Raw genomic sequence first — 21,534 nt, 5'->3', positions numbered from 1 at the left:
AAATTGTCGTGATTATAACAAAGTTATGATTAATTTATACTTTTTTCAATCGAATTGATAACATTTTGTATAATCCAGTCCGGAGTGGAGGCACCTGCAGTAACACCACAATGTTTTTTATTTAGAAACCATTCGCTCTCTAGTTCGTTTTCATCTTCAATATGATAACTGTTTGGACAGTTTTCATAAGATATATTGAAAAGCTGTTTGGTGTTTGATGAGTTTTTTCCGCCGATGATTATCATGACATCTGCTTTTTTGGAGAGTTTTCTCACAGCTTCCTGATTTTCAAATGTTGCATTGCATATCGTGTTAAAAATACGTACCTCTTTGTGGCGGGGAATCAGATAATTCGCAATCTCCATATAGTCTTCGACTTTTCTTGTTGTCTGGGCAATCAGTGCTATGCGTTCATGAAACTTCAGATCATGCAACTCTTCTACGCTTGTAACAACCGTTGCACCGTGTGTTGCGTATGACTTTACCCCTTTTATTTCAGGATGTGATTCGTCTCCGAAAATGACAACATCATACCCTTTTTCACTCATCTCCTGTGCTATCTCCTGGGGCTTTGTCACAAACGGACAGGTAGCATCCACCACTTCAATACCATTTTCTTTGAGCTGTGCAAGTTCATCTTTGACTATACCGTGTGTCCGAACGATTGCTTTATCTCCCGGCTTGAATGTTTGAAAATCTTCAACAAGACCTACTTTAAAATCTTTGTCCAGTCTTGCTATCTCTTTAGAGTTGTGAATCAACGGCCCATAGGTTGCTGCATTTGTATTTTCTTCTGCAATTTTAATCGCCCGCTTCACACCGAAACAAAAACCGTAGTTTTCTGCAAGCTCTATCTTCATTCTGTAAACTCCGCTTTACTTATTTTGCTTAAAAGTTCAAAAAAGTTAGGAAAAGAGGTGTTTATACACTCCAAATCACTCACTTTCATCCCGCATTTCAATCCTGCAATAATAAAACTCATAGCAATCCTGTGGTCTCCGTCACTCTCAACCTCGGCTTTTTTCAACGCTCCGCCAGTGATTCTGTACCCGTCTTCATACTCATCTACTTCGATACCGCAGGCTCTCAGACCTTCAACAACCGTAGAAATTCTGTCAGACTCTTTTACCCGCAACTCTTTGGCATTTTTGACTATACTCTCACCCTCGGCAGTTGCCATAGCTATGGAGAGTGCCGGCAGTTCATCAATCAACCATGAGATATTCTCCTCAATGACGATTCCTTGCAAAGGCGCATACTTTACATGTATATTTCCAACAGGTTCATACCTGTCATCAGTTAATTCGTAAGAGATATCCGCTCCCATACGTTCTAATGCCTTAAAAGCCTCTATTCTTGTAGGATTTAGTGTAACACATTCAAGAGTTACCTCAGAACCGGGAACAATCGCAGCTGCAACGGCAAAGAAAAAAGCAGAAGAAGGATCAGCAGGAACTCGGATTTTTAAAGGTTCAAGCAGTTCTTTTAACGGCGTAACAGTCGTTGTCAAGCCATCTACTTTGATATCTGCACCCATACCTTTGAGCATTCGTTCTGTATGATCGCGTGAAAGTTCAGGTTCTGTATAGGTGCACACACCGTCTGCACGCAGTGCTGCCAGAATCATTGCACTTTTTACCTGCGCTGAGGCAATTTTACTCTCATATTCAAAAGCTTTCAAAGAAGCACCGCGAATTGAGAGCGGTGCCAAATCCCCGTTTCTTCTGCCGTCAAGTTTTGCACCGATGCTCATCAACGGCTCCGTAACACGTTTCATAGGGCGGCGGCGAAGATATTTGTCTCCCGTGAGAACAAAATGCCCGTTTGCAGAACTCAACAGTCCGCAAAAAAGGCGCATACCTGTTCCGGAATTACCGCAGTCAAGTATTTCAAACGGCTCCTGTATGCCGTTTGAGGATATTTTAATGATTTTTCCGTCATCTTCGACATTTGCACCAAGATTTTTTACAATTTTCAAAGAGTTCATCGTATCTTCGGCCCGTAAAAAATTTTCTATCTCACTGACACCTTTGCTTAGCATTGCAAACATAACACTTCGGTGTGAAATGGACTTGTCCGGAGCAATTTCTGAAATATTCAGAGAAAAAGACTCAGCAGGAGAAACAACTACCCTACTCATCGCAGACCGATTCCAAGTTTCTTGTTTAATGCATCAAGGATAGAGTCCATTGCCGCTGTGATATCTTCTTCTTCCAAAGTCTTTTCATCAGACTGCAGTACAAAGCGCAGCGAAAGGCTGATATTGTCACCCAATGATTCATCACTGTATTTGTCCACAGGATAAAAGCGCACAACTTCTTTGCGTGCATGTGTATGAATAACATCTTTGACTCTCTCATAACTCATATCTTTTGGCATGATGATGCTCAAATCTCTAAAAGAGGCCTGATATTTTGATCTCTGCTGTGCGGTTTTAAGTGCGTAAGGAATTTTATGCAAATCAAGTTCACACATATAGGTTCTATACAGGTCATAGGCATTTTCAACTTCCGGATGCACTCTGAAAAGTTCTCCGATCACTGTATTGTTCAACAAAACCTCTGCTGACTGATAGGTATGTGAGAGAGTATGTTTTGTCCTGTACTCACGCAACTCTATATCGCCAACTACATCCGCTATTTTCTGTACAAAAAAGGCAAAATCGACTTTTTCAGGCTTACCGCTGTTGGCAAGATTTTCATTCTCTTTATCCCCACTGAAAACAAATGACATTTTGTAGGACTCTTCCCTTGTCGGTGTAAAAACAGAACCTATTTCAAAGAGCCTGACAGAAGCATAACCGTTTTTGATATTTGAGGATGCTGCTTTGAGCAGACCTGTTAAAAGTGTCGGACGCAGCGTGTCTAAAGTCTGCACAATCGGGTTTAAAAGTTCGAGCTCTTTTTTTGTTGTTTCAAATCCATAGGACTCTAAAATCTTTTTCTCATCAAAAACAAAATGAACAGATTCAAAAAATCCGCTCTGGGCACATCTGTGTCTGAAAACAGAACGCTTTTTGTATTCAAAATAGTTGTCTTCAAGTCTGTTTTCTTCTTTTAGAAGAAAGGGCTTGGAAGGAATGTTGTCAATCCCGACCATCCGTACAATTTCTTCTACAATATCCTGCTTGTTTGTAATATCGTGACGAAACTGCGGTATGGAGATCACAAACTTGTCAACTGATGACTTGGAAACATCAAAACCTAAATTTTTCAAAATCTTTGTAATAACGATTTTGTCAATATTTGCGCCAATTATTTCATCAATTTCCTGCTTTGTGACAATCACATTCTTTTCTCTGAACGACGTAGACAACTCTATACTGCCGCTGAATGTTGATGAAACAGAGTTTGATTCTATCAGGTCAATACAGTATGAAAGTCCGCCATTCAACTCTGGCTCACTGCCCCGTGATGTTTTGTAAAACATTGGACCTGATTCGATTTTTTTCTCGGCCATTTTTTTAGAAATAATATCCGGCGGGATATAACTGGCTTCCAAAAGAACAATTCCCTCGTTTTTTGTCACTTTGGATTCATCTTTTTGAATAATACCGACTATGGAGGCAATTTGCCCCTCCTGTGTTTTGATACAGGCATATCCGTTTTCATCTTCGCCAAGAACAATCTTTGCCATCGGTTCATCATCTTTTGTAAAAAAGTCATGTCTGTAGGCTCTCAAAATCACACCTGTAGCATGCGTCACGTAAAGTGTCATTGCTTCAATATCAGACTTTCGGGACTCTTCTATCTGTCCAAGACGGAGTTTGACAACAAAAGGCAGAACCAATGCTTTTAAATCTATGGCTTTGTAGCGTAAATTTACATCCAAATCTTTTTCATGTGTCAAAGAGAGAATACGTCCTATTCCTCTTTTTTCATCATTGTCAGTTTGTTCGTACTCTTTCACGGGTCTGTCAAAGGCAGCGCTCAAGTCTCTCGCAACGCCACGAATACTTAAACAGTCTCCACGGTTTGCCGTCAATTCTATTTCAATCAAATCATCATTGAAAAGAGGGTTTTCGTTGACTTCCTGTCCAAGCAAAAAGCTTCCTATACTTTCATCTAATTCCATAATGCCTTTGCCCAAATCAGGCAAACCGATTTCTGATGCCGAACATATCATTCCCTCGGAATCTACTCCTCGCAGTTTGACAGGTTTTATTGCAAGTCCAGAGGGCATTACCGCCCCGATCGTTGCTACGACTACATGTAACCCTGCTCTTACATTTGAAGCACCGCATACAATTTGACGTACACATGAACCAATATCTACCTGGCAAATATTGAGTTTGTCTGCGTCGGGATGTTTTTCACACTCTAAAACTTTTCCAAAAACTATTTTTGCAGGCACACGATATTCGTGAATTCTGTCAACCTCGAGACCGATAGCGTTAAAAGTATCGGCGAGTTCCTTTGTCGAAATTCCTTCCAGATCAATCCATTCGTTTAACCAACTCTTCGTAACTATCATTGAAACTGCTCCAGTAACTTAATATCTCCCTCAAAAAGTGAGCGAAGGTCACCTATGTGATGAATCAGCATTGCAAAACGCTCTACTCCCAAACCAAAAGCATATCCGCTGACATTTTTGTAATTGACCGCTTCAAATACATTTTCATCCACAATACCGCAGCCGAGCACTTCAAGCCATCCCGTATGAGAGCAGACACGGCAGCCTTCACCCTGACAAAATACACAGGAGATATCTACTTCCGCAGAAGGTTCCGTAAAAGGAAAAAACGAAGGACGGAAACGAACCTTCACATCACCAAACATATACTTTAAAAAATCTTCCAAAATGAACTTTAAATTGGCAAAAGAGACTTTTCCCTCTTCATCAACAAGCAATCCCTCAACCTGATGGAACATCGGTGTATGCGTCAAGTCATAATCACGGCGAAAAACCGCACCCGGTGCTATCATACGAATAGGCGGTTTTGACTCCAGCATTGTTCTGATTTGTACAGGCGAAGTATGCGTGCGTAAAAGCATTTCGTCTTTAAAATAAAATGTGTCCTGCATATCTCGTGCCGGATGGTATTTTGGAAGGTTGAGTGCTTCAAAGTTGTGAAAATCATCTTCAACAATCTGTCCTGTTTTTACGGCAAAATTCATACATGAAAAATATTCTACAATTCTGTCCATTGTTTCCATCACAGGATGAAGTGCACCGGCAGAAGATTTTGCACTAAACATTGACACATCTATGGCCTCTTCTTTCATAGCACGTTGCAACTCTTGCGTCTGCAAGGCAATTTTTTTTGCAGTAAATTCGTTCATCAATGCACTTTTGTGCTTATTTAAATCTTTTGCGATTTGAGACTTTTGCTCATTGGGAGCATCTTTCATTTTAGCAAATTCAGCAGCTAAAATGCCTTTTTTTCCAAAGACAGCAATGCGAATCTCTTCTAAAGCTTCTACACTTGGTGCTTCTTTTATTTTATCATACCACTCTTTCAATAGAGTCTCCGTAGTTATTTAATTTTGTAGTGATTATACTGAAAAATTTGTTATAAATAGCTTCATTTGAATCTTTATATGCTACAATATTCAAAAATTAAGGAAAGAATTATGTGTCTGTTTTGTAAAATCGTCAATAAAGAAATACCCGCAAATATTGTTTTGGAGAATGAAAATTTTTTAGCTTTTCATGACATCAATCCTAAAGCGCCTGTGCATATTTTAGCAATACCAAAGTTACATGTAGACAGCTTTAACGAAGTAACAGGTGAGACTATGGCAAAGATGACAGAGTTTATTCAGGAAATTGTCAAAGAGGTTAAAATTGAGACCTCAGGATACAGAGTCATTACAAATGTAGGCGATAACGGCGGACAGGAAGTCAAACATTTGCATTTTCATATTCTAGGTGGGGCAAAACTCAAATGGGGCCATTTCAGTGATGCAGATCCAAAAGATTTTTTATAGCTAGAGAGTCTCTCTAGCTTGGGCAAGACTCGATTTCGCCCATATCTATTTTCGCTCCGCCACCACTAATCATTTTTTCATTTTCACGAATAAGTTTCCCGTTATGCGTTATAGAATAAGAAATTTCTGTAGTATCTCTAATGGTATTAATCGTAGAACAGTATGTCTCAACCGAAGCCATTACCCATCTTGCAGCTGTTACGTCATCTGCGTCTGAGTTAAAACTGTAGGTCAAATGCAATTTTACAAATTTACGAGGATGATCCTCCGCACGAACAACATCACCGTCTACTATCAAGTCAGTCACTGTTTTTCCCTGATTTTTCGGAATCAATATCAAGTCAGTTGCACTACATGTAATGATACCTGCTAAAAAATACTCAACAGGTGAAATTACCGGACAGTCTATAATAAAACTGCTTTTCTCGGTTTTTGCCTCAAATTTCATTCCTTCTTTGTGTGATACGCTTACTTTCATTTTTTATTGCTCCTCTAAATATTTTTTAAAATAGTCCAGTTGTTCCTGTGTTCTTTGCGTTGCCGTACCGCCTTGGGATTTTCTGGCATTCATAGAATTTTCCAGTACAAGGAAATCAAGAACATCTTCAGAAATTCTTTCATCAATTTCCTGCAAATATTTTAATTCAATTTCACTCAAATCAATACCAAGTTCTTCACTTTTTGCCACTGCTTTTCCTGTAATAAAGTGGGCTTCACGAAACGGAATATTACACTTTTCAACCAAATAGTCAGCTAAATCCGTTGCCGAAAGATGCCCGACCTTACAGGCAGAATGCATGTTTTGCGGTTTCACCTGCATAGTTTTTATCGCCTCTTTTAAAATTTCCAAGGAGATTTCTGCTGTCTCGACTGCATCAAAAACACCCTCTTTGTCTTCTTGTGTGTCTTTGTTATAGGCAAGTGGCAGACCTTTCATAACAGTCAGAAGTCCGACCAGCGCACCGTAAACACGCCCTGTTTTTCCACGGAGCAGTTCTGGAACATCCGGGTTTTTCTTTTGCGGCATTATTGAGCTTCCTGTGGAATACTCATCACTCAGTTCTATAAACCCGAACTCATAAGAAGACCAAAGCACCAACTCTTCGCTCAAGCGGGAAATATGCATCATCATCGTCGATATATTAAAAAGAATTTCAAGAGCAAAATCTCTGTCACTCACGGTATCGAGACAGTTGACACTTACACGTTCAAAACCCAAAAGCTCTGCGCTGTATTGTCTGTCAATATTATGCGGTGTCCCTGCAAGAGCGGCACATCCAAGCGGTGACACATTGTTTCGCTCATACGAACTTTCAAACCGCTCAATATCGCGTTGAAACATGGCAAGGTATGCGCCTAGATGAAAAGCAAAATTAATAGGCTGCGCATGTTGTAAATGTGTCATACCGGGTAAAAGTGTCTCTGTATGTTTTTGCGCAACACCAATAATCTCTTTCATTAAAAGTTTCACAAGTTTTGCAATTTCCAAATTTTTTCGCAGAACATAGCGACGAAAGTCAACTGCAACCTGATCATTCCTGCTTCTTGCCGTATGCAGTTTCTTCCCCGTATCTCCTATAATTTGCGTCAGGCGTTTTTCTATGCCCATATGCAAATCTTCATCAGAAATGTTCCATTCAAATTCACCTGACTCAATCTCTTTTTTCACCTGAGCCAAACCGTCTTGAATCTGTTTCAGCTCATCTTGCGTTAATATACCCTGTTTTTCAAGCATCCGGGCATGTGCCAGTGAGCCCTCTATATCTTCACGGTATAACTTTCTGTCATACATAATTGATGCATTAAATTGATCTAAAAGATTTGAAGCAGATGCCGAAAAACGGCCTGACCACATTTTTTCCATAGTTTTTCCTTCGTTTGTTTCATAAATGATATTAAAAAGTTTGCTATTTTATCTAAAAAGAAGAGTTTTACAAAGAGAAAAACAAAATGAAGCGATTCTGCTTCATTTTATTTAGGGCACCTCTAGTTACAGGCAGGGACATTCCCGCTGTCTTTGGCATATTCCACTAAAAACTGTTTGAGATGTTTTGATTTTCTGGCATATTTTTTACTCTTAAAATATTTCCATGATTTTTTGGCTTTTTCACTTTTCAGGTGGATTTCTGCCAAAGCTTTGCCTTTCTTTCGCATAAGCTTCTTCCATTTTTTCATTTTATATTTTGCAATAAAATTCTGTCCGGAGTCATGACATTTTAAACATTTTTTTATAAAAATACGTTGCCCTTTATAAATAGCAGCATTTGACGAAGAAAGCGTAAAAAAAGCCAAAGAAAGTGCAATTAATAAAATTTTTTTCATATATTTTTCCTGAAGTGAAATATCTTTCATTGATATTACATTAGAAATTATTATATATTCCTTACAGTGATAAAATTTATCACAAAAAGCACAAAAAATTCTATAATTGAAACTTACCGGAGAGTTTTTCGTCCAGACTCCAGACTCCTTTTTCTTTTAACTTTGCAACAACACTCTGTGTACACTCGACATCATCAGGCCATTCTCTTGTAAAATTATCCAACGAATTTTTATTTGTACCGTCAATACCTACCATGAGTCCTGATGTATATACATCACGCAGTGCATCCATATTGTTCGTGACACGCCAAATCAGCATATAAGAGTTCCGTATGTCATTTTTTTCAGCATCAACGAATACAACCACTCTTACATGTGTACTCAGTACCAGCAAATCATCGAAATACTCTTTGACATTTCTTTTTTTCTCCACACTGATGACCGTAACAGGATTGTTTGTGCGTTGCATAAACTGATGCAAATCTACAACATCGGGAATGAGCTCTTTTACTCTGCTGAGAAGTTCTGCATCTCCCAAAAGCTGAGGAGCTTCAACACTGTTTGCGCCTGTAGCATCTATGCCAAGCTTTCCGCCCACCAGAGTCTCGGGAGATGAGTGATCAAGCGCATCCAGGATACCTTCTGTAATAAACATAGATTTAGGAGTAAAACGATTCAGAACATATGTGGCAAAAGCTTCATAATTCTCCAGTTTTGGTGCTTTTTCATCAACAAAAATGGCATGTTTTACAAAGCTCATCTGTCCGGCACCCCAAAAAGCGTGCATAAACTGTTTTGCATGTCCTTTGTAAAGTGGCTGCATTTTTGCAAGTATCAGGTTGTGAAAACCTGCATTTTCAGGCATATGATAATCCAGCAAATCAGGAGCAGTTGTTTTGAGCAAAGGAAAGAAAATTTTTCCTGTTACCCAGCCCATATATTTGTCTTCAAGCGGTGGTTTTCCGACAACGGTAGCTAGAAAAGTTCTTTTTTGCTTCATCGTTATCGCTGAAACTTCCATCACAGGATAGGGCTCTTCCAAAGTGTAGTATCCCGTATGGTCACCAAACGGACCTTCAATTTTCAAATTATCAGGATCAACCCAGCCCTCTATTACATAATCCACATCTTTTGGAATATACAAAGGTGTTGTCAAAGATTTTACAAGCTGTGCAGGCTTTTTAGTAATCAGTCCATACATCAAAAGCTCATTCACGCCATAAGGAAGCGGTGCCGTTGCGCACCAGGTATACAGAGGATCCCCTCCAACAGCTATACTTACAGGCATTTTTTTTCCGGCTTTTTGATACTGATCAAAAAAGTGTGAAGAATCCTTATGTATCTGCCAGTGCATGCCCAAATGATTTTTATCATATACCTGTAACCTGTACATCCCAAGGTTTACCATTTCGCCGTCAAGACTTTGTGTATAGACCTGCCCCATTGTAATAAAAGGTCCGCCGTCTTGTTCCCAGGTTGTCAGGACCGGTAATTTATATAAATCTATTTCATCTTTTAAATATTTTATCTGCTGGCATTCTCCCTCGCCTTTGAGACGTTTTGGAAAAATATTTTTGAGTGAAAAAAGTTCACTTGCCATAGAAATTTTCTCTTTGAAGCCTACGGGCGGTTTCATATGCAGCAGTTTTGTAATTTCATCTGCCACAGACTCAATTGTTCGTCCAAAGAGCAGTTCACAACGCCTATAAGATCCAAAAAGATTCATCATGACCGGTTCTTCAAATTTTTTACCGTTTTTTTTATCAACAACCTTGGTAAAAAGCAGTGCTTTGCCACCCTCTTCTTTTTTTACTTCGGCATATGCCAGATGCGGAATTTCAAGATATATATCGAGTTCAGTATCTATTATTGTGAGTTCATCATTTTTTTGTAAAAGTTTTATCGTTTTTTGCATATATCCTACTCAAATATTTTTTCCTGATTGTAGCATATAAAAGCTGTCATCATTTCTGTCTTGTTTCAATTTCTTTTTCAAAATAATTTTGCCGTTTTCAACACCGGGTTGATTGTAGGCATCAATATACATCAATTTTGCACACAGGGAAGTCAACAGTTCATATTCATACATTAAAGCGGCAATGGCACTTTCACAAACACCGTCTATTGTTATCACATCACACGGGATGTCTTTTTGGTTGTTTATTGATTCTATCGTTGCATCCGCCTGTTTGTTTATCAATGCGGAAAAAGGTATATTATTGAGGTATTGTAACTCTTCAAGCCCTTCTAGTTTTACATCCGGAATTTTCAGATCATTGTCAAAATTTTCCACCTTGATGACAGTGACCGTTTTATCTCGCCTGCCTTCGATGATAAGCTGTAAAAACGAGTGCTGATCAATCGGACCGATAATACCGATAGGTGTCAATCCCTGACGTGTATTGTTTATATCAATTTTCCCAAGACTTTCTCCCCAAAGCTGAATATACCACTTGTTGAAACCCTCAAGGCGTGAGGAGTAGGAAAAGACTACATTTATGTTAAAGTTGTATTTGTATTCGACTAAAAACCGGGCTTTTTTTAAGAGGCGTTGTTTAGTATTTATGCCATTGTCAGCCGGCACTGAAGTACCGGTTCCGGAGATATTAGCTTTGTCATTATTGTGCAGAGGAACTGAAGTAGCAGTTTCAGAAATATTGTCAATTTCATCATTGTACAGAGGAACTGAAGTAGCGGTTTCAGAAATACTCTGGAACCCGTACTTTAGTGCGGGCTGTTGGGCATCTACATAAAAAAACTCGTCATGTACTTTTTTTGCACCGCCTAACAGTGCATCTATATCTATCCCCACTATTGCCAAAGGAAGCAAACCCACTGCACAAAACACAGAAAAGCGTCCTCCGACATTTTTCGGAATCTCAAAAATTTTCATACTGTGCATACGGGCATAATCACTCAATTTGGAATCGTTCTCACTGACAATCACGGTATTTTCTTTATTACATGTAACCAAAGAGTTTATATACTTAAACAAGGCTATTGTTTCCAAAGTTGTCCCGGATTTTGAAATCACTATAAAAAGTGTATCTTCCAAATCAATATTTTCAATCTTAGACTTTATATCAATAGGGTCTGTAGTTTCAAGAAAAAAAAGTTTTTTTCTCAGATCTTTTGAATGTTTTAAAAATTTATAAATAGCGTAGGTGCCAAGGGTACTGCCGCCGATACCGATAACGACTATGTTGGTTTGTCTCACTGTTTTGGCATACTCTTTATAAGCAGATGCATCTTGAAGTGGCAGTGTATAATAGCCAATAGAACTCTTCTCTTTTACAATTTCATCAAAAATATCTTCATCTGAGATAGTCGGATTAAAATTATGACTATAGTTCATGAACGGCTCTTATTGTAAAAATAATTTGTAGCTGCAACAAAACCATCAACACTTCCACAGTCAAAGCGTTTTCCCTGAAATTTATAAGCAATCACTCTGCCCTGTTTTGCCTGTTGCAGCAAAGCATCTGTGATTTGGATCTCTCCGCCTTTGCCCGGTTTTGTTGTACGTAAAATATTAAATATGTCCGGAGTCAGAATGTATCTACCTATGATGGCTAAGTTTGAAGGGGCATCTTTTGGTTCTGGTTTTTCTACCATATCTATAATTTTAAAAGCGTTATCGCCCAGACTAAAGTCTGGGCTCCGTCTCTCATTTAACTCCTTTTCACCCGACTCATCTTCACTCAATTCGTTTTCTTGGAACCCGTACTTTAGTGCGGGCTGCTCTTCTATAGCCACAACACCATATTTATTGGTATCTTCATAAGGCACTTCTTCAACAGCAACGATAGAACACTTATATTTTTCATAAAGTTTTACCATCTGTGCTAAAACACCCGCACCCTCATTGTCACACAAATCATCTGCAAGTATAACAGCAAAAGGCTCTTTTCCTATAAGTGTCTCACCGGTCAAAATAGCATGCCCAAGCCCTTTCATCTCAACTTGTCGTGTATAGGAAAAAGTGCAAGTCGTTATTACATTTCTTATCTCTTGTAAATAACTCTCTTTTGCGGTCCCTTTAATTTGATGCTCAAGTTCATAAGAAACATCAAAATGATCTTCAATTGCACGCTTCCCACGCCCAGTAACTATTGCCATAGTAGTCAGCCCTGCTTCTATAGCCTCTTCTACCCCATACTGGAGTAGTGGTTTTGTAAGAACAGGGAGCATCTCCTTTGGTATCGCTTTTGTAGCCGGTAAAAATCTTGTTCCGTAGCCTGCTGCCGGAAAAAGACATTTTCTGATTGTTGTTTGCAAGAAAATCCTTTGTTTTTAGTAAGATTATTATAGTGAAAATTTGGTTATATTTACTTAAATACAGCCCACTCTGAAGGATGAGTTCCGAAAAAACTACACATTCCTCGGAATCGGTACTTTAGTGCCGACTGTTGTTATTTTACTGCCACTCTCAGCCCGCACTGAAGTACGGGTTCCGAAAAAGCATTAATTATGTTTACTTAAATACAGCCCACCCTAAAGGATAGGTTCCGAAAAACTGCACAGTGCCGCCTGTTCTTTCATTCTTATATTTTCAACTTATACACTTTAGCCTGTGGTGTTAGTATCACAGGTTCAAAGAGTTTTTTATTGTAATTCTCCAGTACCATCAGTTGTATATAAAGTGAATTATACGTTTTTTCATCAACAATTAAAAAGGTTCTGTAGTCCGCCATATATATAACACTGATATTTGATGAAAGGTTAATTAATTTCACATCTTTATGCAGGTGCATGTTTTTATCATATTTTGTCACTACAAATCTTCTGATAGGCAATGTCTGCTTTCCTATGGTAAGCATCGAAGTTCTTTTGTCTAAAAAAATATTTTGAGCCAACTGGATTTTTGCTCCGGTATCTTTAAAGTTTCGGGATATGAAAAAGAACGGCTGTTTTCTTTTGGCTCCGTTCATTAAATTCAAATTTGAGAAAAGTGTGACAGTCGGATAAATGTTTATCATTCTAAAAGGAAGATAAAAATAGATGTCTCTCGTTTTTTGCGGCAGTTTAATATCAGACTGCAAGCTCTTTAAAAATTTGTTTGTATCTTTGTACCCGTAATCTTTTGTCATCTGTTCAATATTTGAAAAAACTGTGAGATTTTTATCTTCTATCTGTTTTTTGTTTTTTGCTATATAGTCGTATGTTTTTTCAGTATACTCCACATCAAGACGCGCCATCTGTGCAGCCTCTTCTTGTGTATGAGTTAACATAAAACTTATAGGAAAATTTACACTTCCACTATGTTTTCCGCCATCAGCCAATGTTTTAACATCAGCATAATAACGAATCGGATACCCATAATCCCACCATGAGACAACATAATCTTCACGATTAGCTTTTTTTCCCAAAGCAGTTAAAACTTTCACTTCATCCGCATTAAAAACAGTAGGTACTTTATACGCTTCTATATGTTTATAATTTGGATAGAGTATCAGTAAAGTCAAAGCAATCATACTTAAAACTTTCAACTTCTGCGTAGGCATTTTTAAAGCAATTTGCGTAATTAAAAAGGCAATGCCAAAAGCCAAAATCGGTACGGCATAAATAGTAAAACGAAGTCCGCCGACATAGGCTAAAAATCCAAGCCCGACAAGAGGCAGCGAAAAGAGCATAATTCGGTGTTTATAGAGCAGATACATGTAACCAAACAAGGCAATCACAAAGGTAACAGTATTTCCGCTGATTCGATTGGCAAAGGTTTCAAATGGAATATGCCCTGCTTCTCGCACCGTTTGCATTACCGTGAAAAAGTGAAGCCCCAGTCCTTTAGCCCCCGTACTAACACTCTCTCTAAAAACATAACCTTTTAACTGAGACCAAATTGGAGAAAATCCACCTGTTACAAAAAAAGCAAAGATTGATAGACCTAAAATATAATAAATATACTTATCAAATTTTTCTTGTTTAAAAATGTAGAATAGAGTAAAAATAGCACCAAGACGAGTAAGTCCATCTGTGTTCATCATGGCAAACATCATCATCGCCAGTAGTTTGTAATTAAATACATTTTTTCGATCAAACACTAGCGTATAAAAAAGGATTAATCCAAAAAATGCAAATTCTAAAGAGTAAGATTGTGGGTACCACCATCTATAAACTAAAATATCCAAAGCAGTAAAAAGTAAATATATATCTTTATTTGTCTTAATCGCCCAAATAATAGACCAAAGCAAAAACATTGGCAGTACAATATTGAGCATATCAGTATCATAATACCCTGCCATGGTGCGGTTATAGTAACTCCATGCAATTGATGCCAAAAGTGCGGCAATTAATCCCATTTCTAAATTTTTGAGTGCTTTGGCTATCAAGATAATTGGAACGACAACAAGTGAACTCAAAAACACCGGCAAATAAAAGATAACACTCTCAAAAGAAAAAGGCAGAATCTTTGCAAAAAATGCTGTAAGTTGCGAGGCAGCAGAAGAAACAGGAGACAAGTCATGTAACTGATGAAATTTATCGAGGTACTCTTTTGCATCAGGATTCGTCAGAGTTCCCGAGAGCAGATCCCTCGCACCTTCCGCCCAAAAATAGCCATCATTGGTATTTATCATAAATTGACCGTTAAAATAAAACGGTGCATAGCCGTTAAAATTATATACCCAAATAAGACGCATAAAAATAGAAAAAGCAAAAGCTATGAAAATATAAAGAAGTGTTCGTTTTGTTTCGTGTGAAGTGTTAGTCAAGTTTATTCCTCTAAAATTTTTGAGGTATTCTAGCATAAAAAGTGGCTCCGGATACTGGATTCGAACCAGTGACCAAGTGATTAACAGTCACCTACTCTACCGCTGAGCTAATCCGGAATGTATGGCAGAATTCTATCTAAATAATTTTAAAGTAACCTAAAATCTAAAAATAGGTACTGACTAAATAGGTAAATCCCACGAAAAATAAAACAAATCTTAATCAATATAGTTTGATTCAATCAATTGAACACTAAAATCATCACGATAAAGAGCATTTCTTTTAATATCTGCCATTGTAGTTTTACCGGTTAGGAGTACCTTTTTATCTTTGTTCTCATTTAAAAACAACTGATAAAGATTAACAGTAAAACTTCTAAGAATAGCTATAGAGAAAGGCTCTTTATATGCTATATGGTCATCTTCTTCAGTAAGCATATCTAAGTGATAGTGATATGTTTCCACTCTCCAATGTTGCAGTATCTTTTGAAGAAACTCTTTTGCAGTTGTTTTAAAGTTAGCCATTAAATATTGAGTTGAAATTGTAACTTCACCAGTCTGTGCATTTGTTAATGTTTTCGTCACTTTAATGAGTGATTGAATATTTTGAAAGTTCTCATGATACATAACTAAATCAGCACTTTTATTTTGAAAAACTTCTACTTTTCGAGAGACTCTTTTGTTGTTTTCAGTTAAATAGCTATCTTCATCATCAACTCTATCTGTAGGCTGATTAAACTCTTCTATGGTCTTTATAGCTTTCTCTTTGAGGTGTTTCTGGTTATCTTTGAGTTTTGCTATATATCTGTTACCTTGCTCATCAATAGTGTTGAGAATCTCTGATTGAGTAAGCAGTGCATCAAAGGAAAATATCTGTCCTTCATTGCTAAAAAATTATCGTTTAAAACCTCTTTGAGTGCAGTAATTTCGCTACTCTTATTTTTATCTAAAAACTTGTGAGCAAACACTATTTTTATATCTTTATCCAAGATATTTAGTATTGCTTTATGTCTTTCCTGTGTGTATTGACCATTCACGTCGCTACCTCTCAGCCACTTCCCGTCAATAGCAATATTTTCTTGTGCAATGAATGGAAAAAAGAACTCTCTAAATACTTTTTCCAAAGCATTATTATCTGTGTTTATCAATAAACGATGATATGTTGATTTGGAAGGAATCGTTATCTCTTCTTTATCAAAAATCTCTTTGAGTATTGCATTGTCTTTGTTATATATCATCCATGAAAATATATCCTTAAAAGTTGTATTTCCTTTGATAAGTGCAAAAAGTGTCATGAAAAGAACTTCGTGCAATGGATATTCTATCTTCCCTGTATCTACTCTATAGTCTGGGATACTTTTTAGCGATTCAAGTAAGGCTTTTGTGCGTGTTAATTTGATGGTAAACTCCTTGTTTTAGGAGTCTAAGCAATATTTCTTCCAGTTCTTTTGAATCTATTGATTAAGATTTATTTTATTTTTCGTGGGATTTACCTACTGACTAAATTAGGTAAATCCCACGAAAAATAAAACAAATCTTAATCAATATAGTTTGATTCAATCAATTGAACACTAAAATCATCACGATAAAGAGCATTTCTTTTAATATCTGCCATTGTAGTTTTACCGGTTAGGAGTACCTTTTTATCTTTGTTCTCATTTAAAAACAACTGATAAAGATTAACAGTAAAACTTCTAAGAATAGCTATAGAGAAAGGCTCTTTATATGCTATATGGTCATCTTCTTCAGTAAGCATATCTAAGTGATAGTGATATGTTTCCACTCTCCAATGTTGCAGTATCTTTTGAAGAAACTCTTTTGCAGTTGTTTTAAAGTTAGCCATTAAATATTGAGTTGAAATTGTAACTTCACCAGTCTGTGCATTTGTTAATGTTTTCGTCACTTTAATGAGTGATTGAATATTTTGAAAGTTCTCATGATACATAACTAAATCAGCACTTTTATTTTGAAAAACTTCTACTTTTCGAGAGACTCTTTTGTTGTTTTCAGTTAAATAGCTATCTTCATCATCAACTCTATCTGTAGGCTGATTAAACTCTTCTATGGTCTTTATAGCTTTCTCTTTGAGGTGTTTCTGGTTATCTTTGAGTTTTGCTATATATCTGTTACCTTGCTCATCAATAGTGTTGAGAATCTCTGATTGAGTAAGCAGTGCATCAAAGGAAAATATCTGTCCTTCATTGCTAAAAATATTATCGTTTAAAACCTCTTTGAGTGCAGTAATTTCGCTACTCTTATTTTTATCTAAAAACTTGTGAGCAAACACTATTTTTATATCTTTATCCAAGATATTTAGTATTGCTTTATGTCTTTCCTGTGTGTATTGACCATTCACGTCGCTACCTCTCAGCCACTTCCCGTCAATAGCAATATTTTCTTGTGCAATGAATGGAAAAAAGAACTCTCTAAATACTTTTTCCAAAGCATTATTATCTGTGTTTATCAATAAACGATGATATGTTGATTTGGAAGGAATCGTTATCTCTTCTTTATCAAAAATCTCTTTGAGTATTGCATTGTCTTTGTTATATATCATCCATGAAAATATATCCTTAAAAGTTGTATTTCCTTTGATAAGTGCAAAAAGTGTCATGAAAAGAACTTCGTGCAATGGATATTCTATCTTCCCTGTATCTACTCTATAGTCTGGGATACTTTTTAGCGATTCAAGTAAGGCTTTTGTGCGTGTTAATTTGATGGTAAACTCCTTGTTTTAGGAGTCTAAGCAATATTTCTTCCAGTTCTTTTGAATCTATTGATTAAGATTTATTTTATTTTTCGTGGGATTTACCTACTGACTAAATAACCTTATTTACCAATATTTTTATTAACAAAGAACCAGGCAAGTCTATTATCAAGCCACTCATAACTTCTGGCATGGGCTTTTGTTCTTCTAACAAGATAAGAGATTTTATCTCTTATCTGAGAATTAAGGTTTTCAATCACATTGGTTATTTTGGATTTCTCCATACTTGCTTTAGATCCATAAATCTTATCATAGGAGAAACAACCGTCACAGTATATTTTATCTGTAGACGGGAGTTGTTGATTAAACTCAAAAAGTGCTCCTGCATTTTTATATCTTGAGAGATGATAAAAATAGAAATATTTTCCATGTTGTGTAACAGCTATAGATGCCCATAAATAGTATCTTTTTGCCTTTTTACCTATGAATGTATACAGTTCATCCATTATCATGTATGTAAAGACTACAGGTGCCGATTTGATTCTGTTCGCAAAGTCGATATAAAGATCTTTATATTCGTTGAGTTTTTTTTAAATGGTATTGTACTGTACGTAAGTGCACTCCTAGTGCTCTTGCTATCTTCCTTTGTTCCATCTTCTCTTCAAAGAGTTTATATATAAGTTCTATCTGCTCTTGTGTTAATCGTTTATATGGTCTGTATTTTCTTTCACTCTCTTTTACTGCCATGATAAAATCCTTCTTTATGAATTTTATCTTTTTAAGCAATTTCTGTTCTAATTAGTCAGTGCCTAAAAATATTTAATTGTTTTTTTGATGATTAAACTCCGGTACTATCTCTTTGAGTTTTCCTAGCCTGTCATTACATGTAAGCAATACTTCTATGTCTTCATTTAATTTTTTCAAATTATATGGTGTTGGCTTTGCCACGGTTATAGACTCGTATTCTGTTTTTGTATCACTCTCATCTATTAAAAGTTCTTCATAAAGTTTTTCACCCGGTCGTAAACCTGTATAAACAATGTCAATATTTTCTCTTCCGCTCAGATCAATCATTTTTTTTGCCAAATCAACTATTTTAATCGGTTCACCCATATCAAGTATGAAAATTTCTCCTCCACTTCCTATAGCACCTGCTTGTAAAACCAATTCACATGCTTCTGGTATTAGCATAAAATAGCGTGTAATATCAGGATGTGTCACCGTTACAGGTCCGCCGTTTTCTATCTGCTTTTTAAACTTCGGTATCACACTTCCACTTGAGCCCAGCACATTTCCAAATCGTACAGCTACAATGTCTGTTCCCTGTCCATTAGAATTTTGTGCATACAGTTCACAAATACGCTTGGTTGTTCCCATAACATTTGTAGGACGTACTGCCTTGTCTGTAGATATCATTACAAATTTTTCTACACCGTACTTTATGGATGTATCTATGACATTTTTAGTGCCCATAACATTATTAACAATGCCTTCATAAATATTTGATTCTACAAGCGGTACATGTTTATAAGCCGCAGCGTGAATAACTACTTGAGGTTTATGCTTTTGAAATATCTCTTCCAAAAGATCTCTGTTTACAACACTTTGCATCACTGCTACAGCATCCACATTCTGTATCTCTTCCAAAATAGCATACAAATTGTATTCGCTGTGGTCTAAAAGTATCAGTTTTTTTGCTCCGTATTTTTCACACTGACGACATATTTCACTGCCGATGCTCCCACCGGCACCTGTGACCAAAACAGTTTTGTCTTTTATAAATACTTTTATCTTTTCTTTATCCAAATCTTTTGGATGGCGTGCAAGTAAATCTTCTACAGAGAGATCTCTTAGCTGTATTGCAAGATTTTTTCCTGTTAAAATTTCATCAAGAGAAGGTAAAACCTGAATAATCTCAAAATAGTTTGAAAGACTATCATATATCGTTTTAATACGCTCTTTTGGGACAGATGGCATGGCAATAACAAGCAGATCATACTTTTTATCTTTCATCACTCTCTTCAACTGTTGTTCAGAAAGTATATTAACAGAGTCTACAGAACGGTTGTGTAAAGTCTTGTCATCATCTACAAAATATTCAATTTTGTACTTAGAATCATGAAGCTCGGATGCCAGTTTTATTCCAGCCTTCCCAGCACCATAAATTACCACTGATTTTGTCTTCTTTATTTTTGATTTGTTGGTAAAATAATAATACGCATACATTAAGAAGTTAATGCTAAAAAGATATAAAAAAAGTTCTGATACCAAAAAAGAAAAACGTACTTTTCCATAAAATACAGGCAAATAGACAAAAAAAGCAGTAATATAGACAACACTTTTTATAAGGAAGGTTTTTTGCGAAGCTTTTGACCACGAAAGCGAGTAATCTCGCAGTATAAAGCGGGATGCAAGCATACGAATAACGATAACACTTGCCACAATCTCAATTTCAAACGGCATATGATAGATAAAAAATGTCCACCAAAATGTAATGAAAGAGAGTAATATAATTACTAAAAAATTGAGGATCTTTTTGTCTATTTGCACTGTTTATTGTTCTTTAGTTCTTTAAGTTTTAACACACTCATACTATACATACTTCCCTCTCCTATTGTACACATAATTATAACATATTTTAAACTTATAATTTTTCACAATATGTGCAATAAAAAATCTGTATTTCAATACCGACTGACAGCATACACTAAGACAAATAAAATCACATTCATGCCCATAGCCATAGATACAACTCTGTCATGGGAAAATCCAGCCTGCGTCAGCCTTTGATATATATGCTTTTTATGTGCTACAGAGAGCTTTTCCCCATTGAAGTAGCGTTTGGCTAAAGTATAGGTCGCATCAAACCAAAAAACTCCAAAAAGAATAATCCAAATCCATAGATTTACAGGATCTTCATTTGCATAATATATGGTAAAAATTGCCACCGTATACCCAAGCAAAGTACTCCCGACATCCCCCATAAATATCTTTGCTTTATGCCAGTTCCATATCAAAAAACCCAAAACCGAAACAATTAAAACTAAAAAATGCTCACCACCAAAAAGTAAAAAACCGGCAACTCCGAGAAAAATGGCTTCACTGCCTGCATAGCCGTCAATTCCGTCTAAAAAATTATAAAGATTTATAAACCAGAGTACAGCCACAAAGGCAATTATGTTTGCTATGAGCTGATTTTCAATGCTAAAGAGTCCAAAGTCTAAACTGTTCAGCCCACCAAGAGCCACTAACCCACCAATAGCAACACCACTTTGTGTGACAAGTCTTACTTTTGGAGAGAGTTCATACAAATCATCCAAATAACTCACAACAGCAAGTATAACCCCCACCATCAAAGCATAATACAAAGAGGAAACAATCTCCCCTCTCAAAAAAAGATAGCTCAACCCAACAAACCAAGTAACAGCTATAGCAATTCCCCCACCATGAGGTATAGGCGTGCTGTGAGAACTCCGTTCGTTTACCTCAGCAACCAATGATTTTTTAGTCGCATAATTTTTTATGAAATAGGTAAGTGCAAATGAAAGAAAAAATAAAACTACATAAAACATAGCACCTCAACTCTTTTAAAAAACATTATAAAAAACCTCACTTTACTTTTTGCACTTCGTAACTGTAAGATTTGCTTTATTATTCTCTATAAACTTACTACCAATCCCTTTTACCATAGTAATATCTTCTATCTTTTTAAAGCAGTGCGTTTTTCTATACTTCATAATAGCTTCTGCCTTTTTTGCCCCAATACCCTTAAGGCTCATCAACTCACTCTTGCTTGCATGGTTAATATCCACTGCCCCAAAGAGCAAAGCAACGCTAAGCGCCAATAGTGCTAAAATTTTCATTT

20 protein-coding genes and 1 tRNA gene are annotated in these 21,534 nt (G+C 36.6%); 1 reads left to right on the top strand and 20 read right to left on the bottom strand.

Annotated features, from left to right (window positions below):
• Positions 1-29: 29 nt before the first annotated feature.
• From FJR45_RS04620 to pheS, 4 genes are read right to left on the bottom strand one after another with little or no spacing between them, the layout of a single operon-like run.
• Positions 30-860 carry a 4-hydroxy-3-methylbut-2-enyl diphosphate reductase gene (locus FJR45_RS04620; protein ID WP_193151554.1) on the bottom strand — a complete coding sequence of 277 codons (831 nt, stop codon included), beginning with the start codon at positions 858-860 and terminating at the stop codon, positions 30-32.
• Complete coding sequence (aroA, locus tag FJR45_RS04615; RefSeq protein ID WP_193151553.1) at positions 857-2,140, bottom strand: 3-phosphoshikimate 1-carboxyvinyltransferase; 1,284 nt, start codon at positions 2,138-2,140, stop codon at positions 857-859. Before aroA ends, FJR45_RS04620 begins: the two co-directional genes overlap by 4 nt.
• Positions 2,137-4,473 carry a phenylalanine--tRNA ligase subunit beta gene (pheT, locus tag FJR45_RS04610; protein ID WP_193151552.1) on the bottom strand — a complete coding sequence of 779 codons (2,337 nt, stop codon included), beginning with the start codon at positions 4,471-4,473 and terminating at the stop codon, positions 2,137-2,139. Before pheT ends, aroA begins: the two co-directional genes overlap by 4 nt.
• Positions 4,470-5,462, bottom strand: a complete 993-nt coding sequence (gene pheS, locus FJR45_RS04605; protein WP_193151551.1) for a phenylalanine--tRNA ligase subunit alpha — start codon at positions 5,460-5,462, stop codon at positions 4,470-4,472. The genes pheT and pheS overlap by 4 nt, the downstream gene beginning before the upstream one ends.
• 111 nt (positions 5,463-5,573) lie before the next feature.
• Between pheS and FJR45_RS04600 the strand changes: the two genes are divergently transcribed.
• Positions 5,574-5,930, top strand: a complete 357-nt coding sequence (locus tag FJR45_RS04600; RefSeq protein ID WP_193151550.1) for a histidine triad nucleotide-binding protein — start codon at positions 5,574-5,576, stop codon at positions 5,928-5,930.
• Between the two features lie 13 nt (positions 5,931-5,943).
• Here FJR45_RS04600 and FJR45_RS04595 read toward each other — a convergent pair whose 3' ends face one another.
• From FJR45_RS04595 to FJR45_RS04515, 16 genes are all read right to left on the bottom strand, one after another.
• Positions 5,944-6,408 carry an OsmC family protein gene (locus FJR45_RS04595; protein WP_193151549.1) on the bottom strand — a complete coding sequence of 155 codons (465 nt, stop codon included), beginning with the start codon at positions 6,406-6,408 and terminating at the stop codon, positions 5,944-5,946.
• A gap of 3 nt (positions 6,409-6,411) precedes the next feature.
• The gene (argH, locus tag FJR45_RS04590) at positions 6,412-7,794 is read right to left on the bottom strand and encodes an argininosuccinate lyase (RefSeq protein WP_193151548.1); all 1,383 of its coding nucleotides are present in this window, start codon (positions 7,792-7,794) and stop codon (positions 6,412-6,414) included.
• A gap of 122 nt (positions 7,795-7,916) precedes the next feature.
• Positions 7,917-8,252 carry a cytochrome C gene (locus tag FJR45_RS04585; RefSeq protein WP_193151547.1) on the bottom strand — a complete coding sequence of 112 codons (336 nt, stop codon included), beginning with the start codon at positions 8,250-8,252 and terminating at the stop codon, positions 7,917-7,919.
• Between the two features lie 100 nt (positions 8,253-8,352).
• Complete coding sequence (locus FJR45_RS04580) at positions 8,353-10,167, bottom strand: menaquinone biosynthesis decarboxylase (RefSeq protein WP_193151546.1); 1,815 nt, start codon at positions 10,165-10,167, stop codon at positions 8,353-8,355.
• A 9-nt stretch (positions 10,168-10,176) separates the two neighbouring features.
• Positions 10,177-11,607: a phosphoglucose isomerase-related protein gene (locus FJR45_RS12425; RefSeq protein WP_226966476.1), complete on the bottom strand. Its 1,431-nt coding sequence runs from the start codon at positions 11,605-11,607 to the stop codon at positions 10,177-10,179.
• Positions 11,604-12,530, bottom strand: coding sequence for a UTP--glucose-1-phosphate uridylyltransferase (locus FJR45_RS04565; RefSeq protein WP_193151545.1), 927 nt, complete (start codon positions 12,528-12,530; stop codon positions 11,604-11,606). The genes FJR45_RS12425 and FJR45_RS04565 overlap by 4 nt, the downstream gene beginning before the upstream one ends.
• A 266-nt stretch (positions 12,531-12,796) precedes the next feature.
• Positions 12,797-14,965 carry an STT3 domain-containing protein gene (locus FJR45_RS04560; RefSeq protein WP_193151544.1) on the bottom strand — a complete coding sequence of 723 codons (2,169 nt, stop codon included), beginning with the start codon at positions 14,963-14,965 and terminating at the stop codon, positions 12,797-12,799.
• Positions 14,966-15,007: 42 nt separating this feature from the next.
• Positions 15,008-15,082 (bottom strand) — tRNA-Asn (locus FJR45_RS04555).
• Between the two features lie 99 nt (positions 15,083-15,181).
• Positions 15,182-15,787, bottom strand: coding sequence for a hypothetical protein (locus FJR45_RS04550; protein WP_264299340.1), 606 nt, complete (start codon positions 15,785-15,787; stop codon positions 15,182-15,184).
• The gene (locus FJR45_RS04545; protein ID WP_193151895.1) at positions 15,760-16,362 is read right to left on the bottom strand and encodes a transposase family protein; all 603 of its coding nucleotides are present in this window, start codon (positions 16,360-16,362) and stop codon (positions 15,760-15,762) included. Before FJR45_RS04545 ends, FJR45_RS04550 begins: the two co-directional genes overlap by 28 nt.
• A gap of 137 nt (positions 16,363-16,499) precedes the next feature.
• Positions 16,500-17,681, bottom strand: coding sequence for an ISAs1 family transposase (locus tag FJR45_RS04540; RefSeq protein ID WP_226966519.1), 1,182 nt, complete (start codon positions 17,679-17,681; stop codon positions 16,500-16,502).
• A 110-nt stretch (positions 17,682-17,791) separates the two neighbouring features.
• A complete protein-coding gene (locus FJR45_RS04535; RefSeq protein WP_193150374.1) occupies positions 17,792-18,175 on the bottom strand; it encodes an IS1 family transposase in 384 nt (127 codons plus the stop codon).
• Positions 18,176-18,239: 64 nt separating this feature from the next.
• On the bottom strand, positions 18,240-18,416 hold the full coding sequence (locus FJR45_RS04530) for a helix-turn-helix domain-containing protein (RefSeq protein WP_193151543.1): 177 nt from the start codon (positions 18,414-18,416) through the stop codon (positions 18,240-18,242).
• Between the two features lie 72 nt (positions 18,417-18,488).
• On the bottom strand, positions 18,489-20,219 hold the full coding sequence (locus FJR45_RS04525) for a polysaccharide biosynthesis protein (protein WP_193151542.1): 1,731 nt from the start codon (positions 20,217-20,219) through the stop codon (positions 18,489-18,491).
• 134 nt (positions 20,220-20,353) lie between these two features.
• Positions 20,354-21,241: an MraY family glycosyltransferase gene (locus FJR45_RS04520; protein WP_193151541.1), complete on the bottom strand. Its 888-nt coding sequence runs from the start codon at positions 21,239-21,241 to the stop codon at positions 20,354-20,356.
• Positions 21,242-21,283: 42 nt separating this feature from the next.
• A complete protein-coding gene (locus FJR45_RS04515; protein ID WP_193151540.1) occupies positions 21,284-21,532 on the bottom strand; it encodes a ComEA family DNA-binding protein in 249 nt (82 codons plus the stop codon).
• Positions 21,533-21,534 lie beyond the last annotated feature (2 nt).

It is taken from the genome of Sulfurimonas sediminis (assembly GCF_014905115.1).
GTDB classification, from domain to species: Bacteria; Campylobacterota; Campylobacteria; order Campylobacterales; family Sulfurimonadaceae; genus Sulfurimonas; species Sulfurimonas sediminis.
Note: the sequence above shows the minus strand (reverse complement) of the source record. Positions and strands in the feature narration are given on the sequence as shown.

Excerpts from the sequence above, each read along its gene's own strand:
- FJR45_RS12425 (WP_226966476.1), bottom strand. The coding sequence starts at position 11,607 with ATGAACTATAGTCATAATTTTAATCCGACTATCTCAGATGAAGATATT.
- pheT (WP_193151552.1), bottom strand. The coding sequence starts at position 4,473 with ATGATAGTTACGAAGAGTTGGTTAAACGAATGGATTGATCTGGAAGGA.
- FJR45_RS04600 (WP_193151550.1), top strand. The coding sequence starts at position 5,574 with ATGTGTCTGTTTTGTAAAATCGTCAATAAAGAAATACCCGCAAATATT.
- FJR45_RS04585 (WP_193151547.1), bottom strand. The coding sequence starts at position 8,252 with ATGAAAAAAATTTTATTAATTGCACTTTCTTTGGCTTTTTTTACGCTT.
- FJR45_RS04535 (WP_193150374.1), bottom strand. The coding sequence starts at position 18,175 with ATGGATGAACTGTATACATTCATAGGTAAAAAGGCAAAAAGATACTAT.
- argH (WP_193151548.1), bottom strand. The coding sequence starts at position 7,794 with ATGGAAAAAATGTGGTCAGGCCGTTTTTCGGCATCTGCTTCAAATCTT.
- FJR45_RS04595 (WP_193151549.1), bottom strand. The coding sequence starts at position 6,408 with ATGAAAGTAAGCGTATCACACAAAGAAGGAATGAAATTTGAGGCAAAA.
- FJR45_RS04520 (WP_193151541.1), bottom strand. The coding sequence starts at position 21,241 with ATGTTTTATGTAGTTTTATTTTTTCTTTCATTTGCACTTACCTATTTC.
- FJR45_RS04530 (WP_193151543.1), bottom strand. The coding sequence starts at position 18,416 with ATGGCAGTAAAAGAGAGTGAAAGAAAATACAGACCATATAAACGATTA.
- FJR45_RS04620 (WP_193151554.1), bottom strand. The coding sequence starts at position 860 with ATGAAGATAGAGCTTGCAGAAAACTACGGTTTTTGTTTCGGTGTGAAG.
- FJR45_RS04580 (WP_193151546.1), bottom strand. The coding sequence starts at position 10,167 with ATGCAAAAAACGATAAAACTTTTACAAAAAAATGATGAACTCACAATA.
- FJR45_RS04515 (WP_193151540.1), bottom strand. The coding sequence starts at position 21,532 with ATGAAAATTTTAGCACTATTGGCGCTTAGCGTTGCTTTGCTCTTTGGG.
- aroA (WP_193151553.1), bottom strand. The coding sequence starts at position 2,140 with ATGAGTAGGGTAGTTGTTTCTCCTGCTGAGTCTTTTTCTCTGAATATT.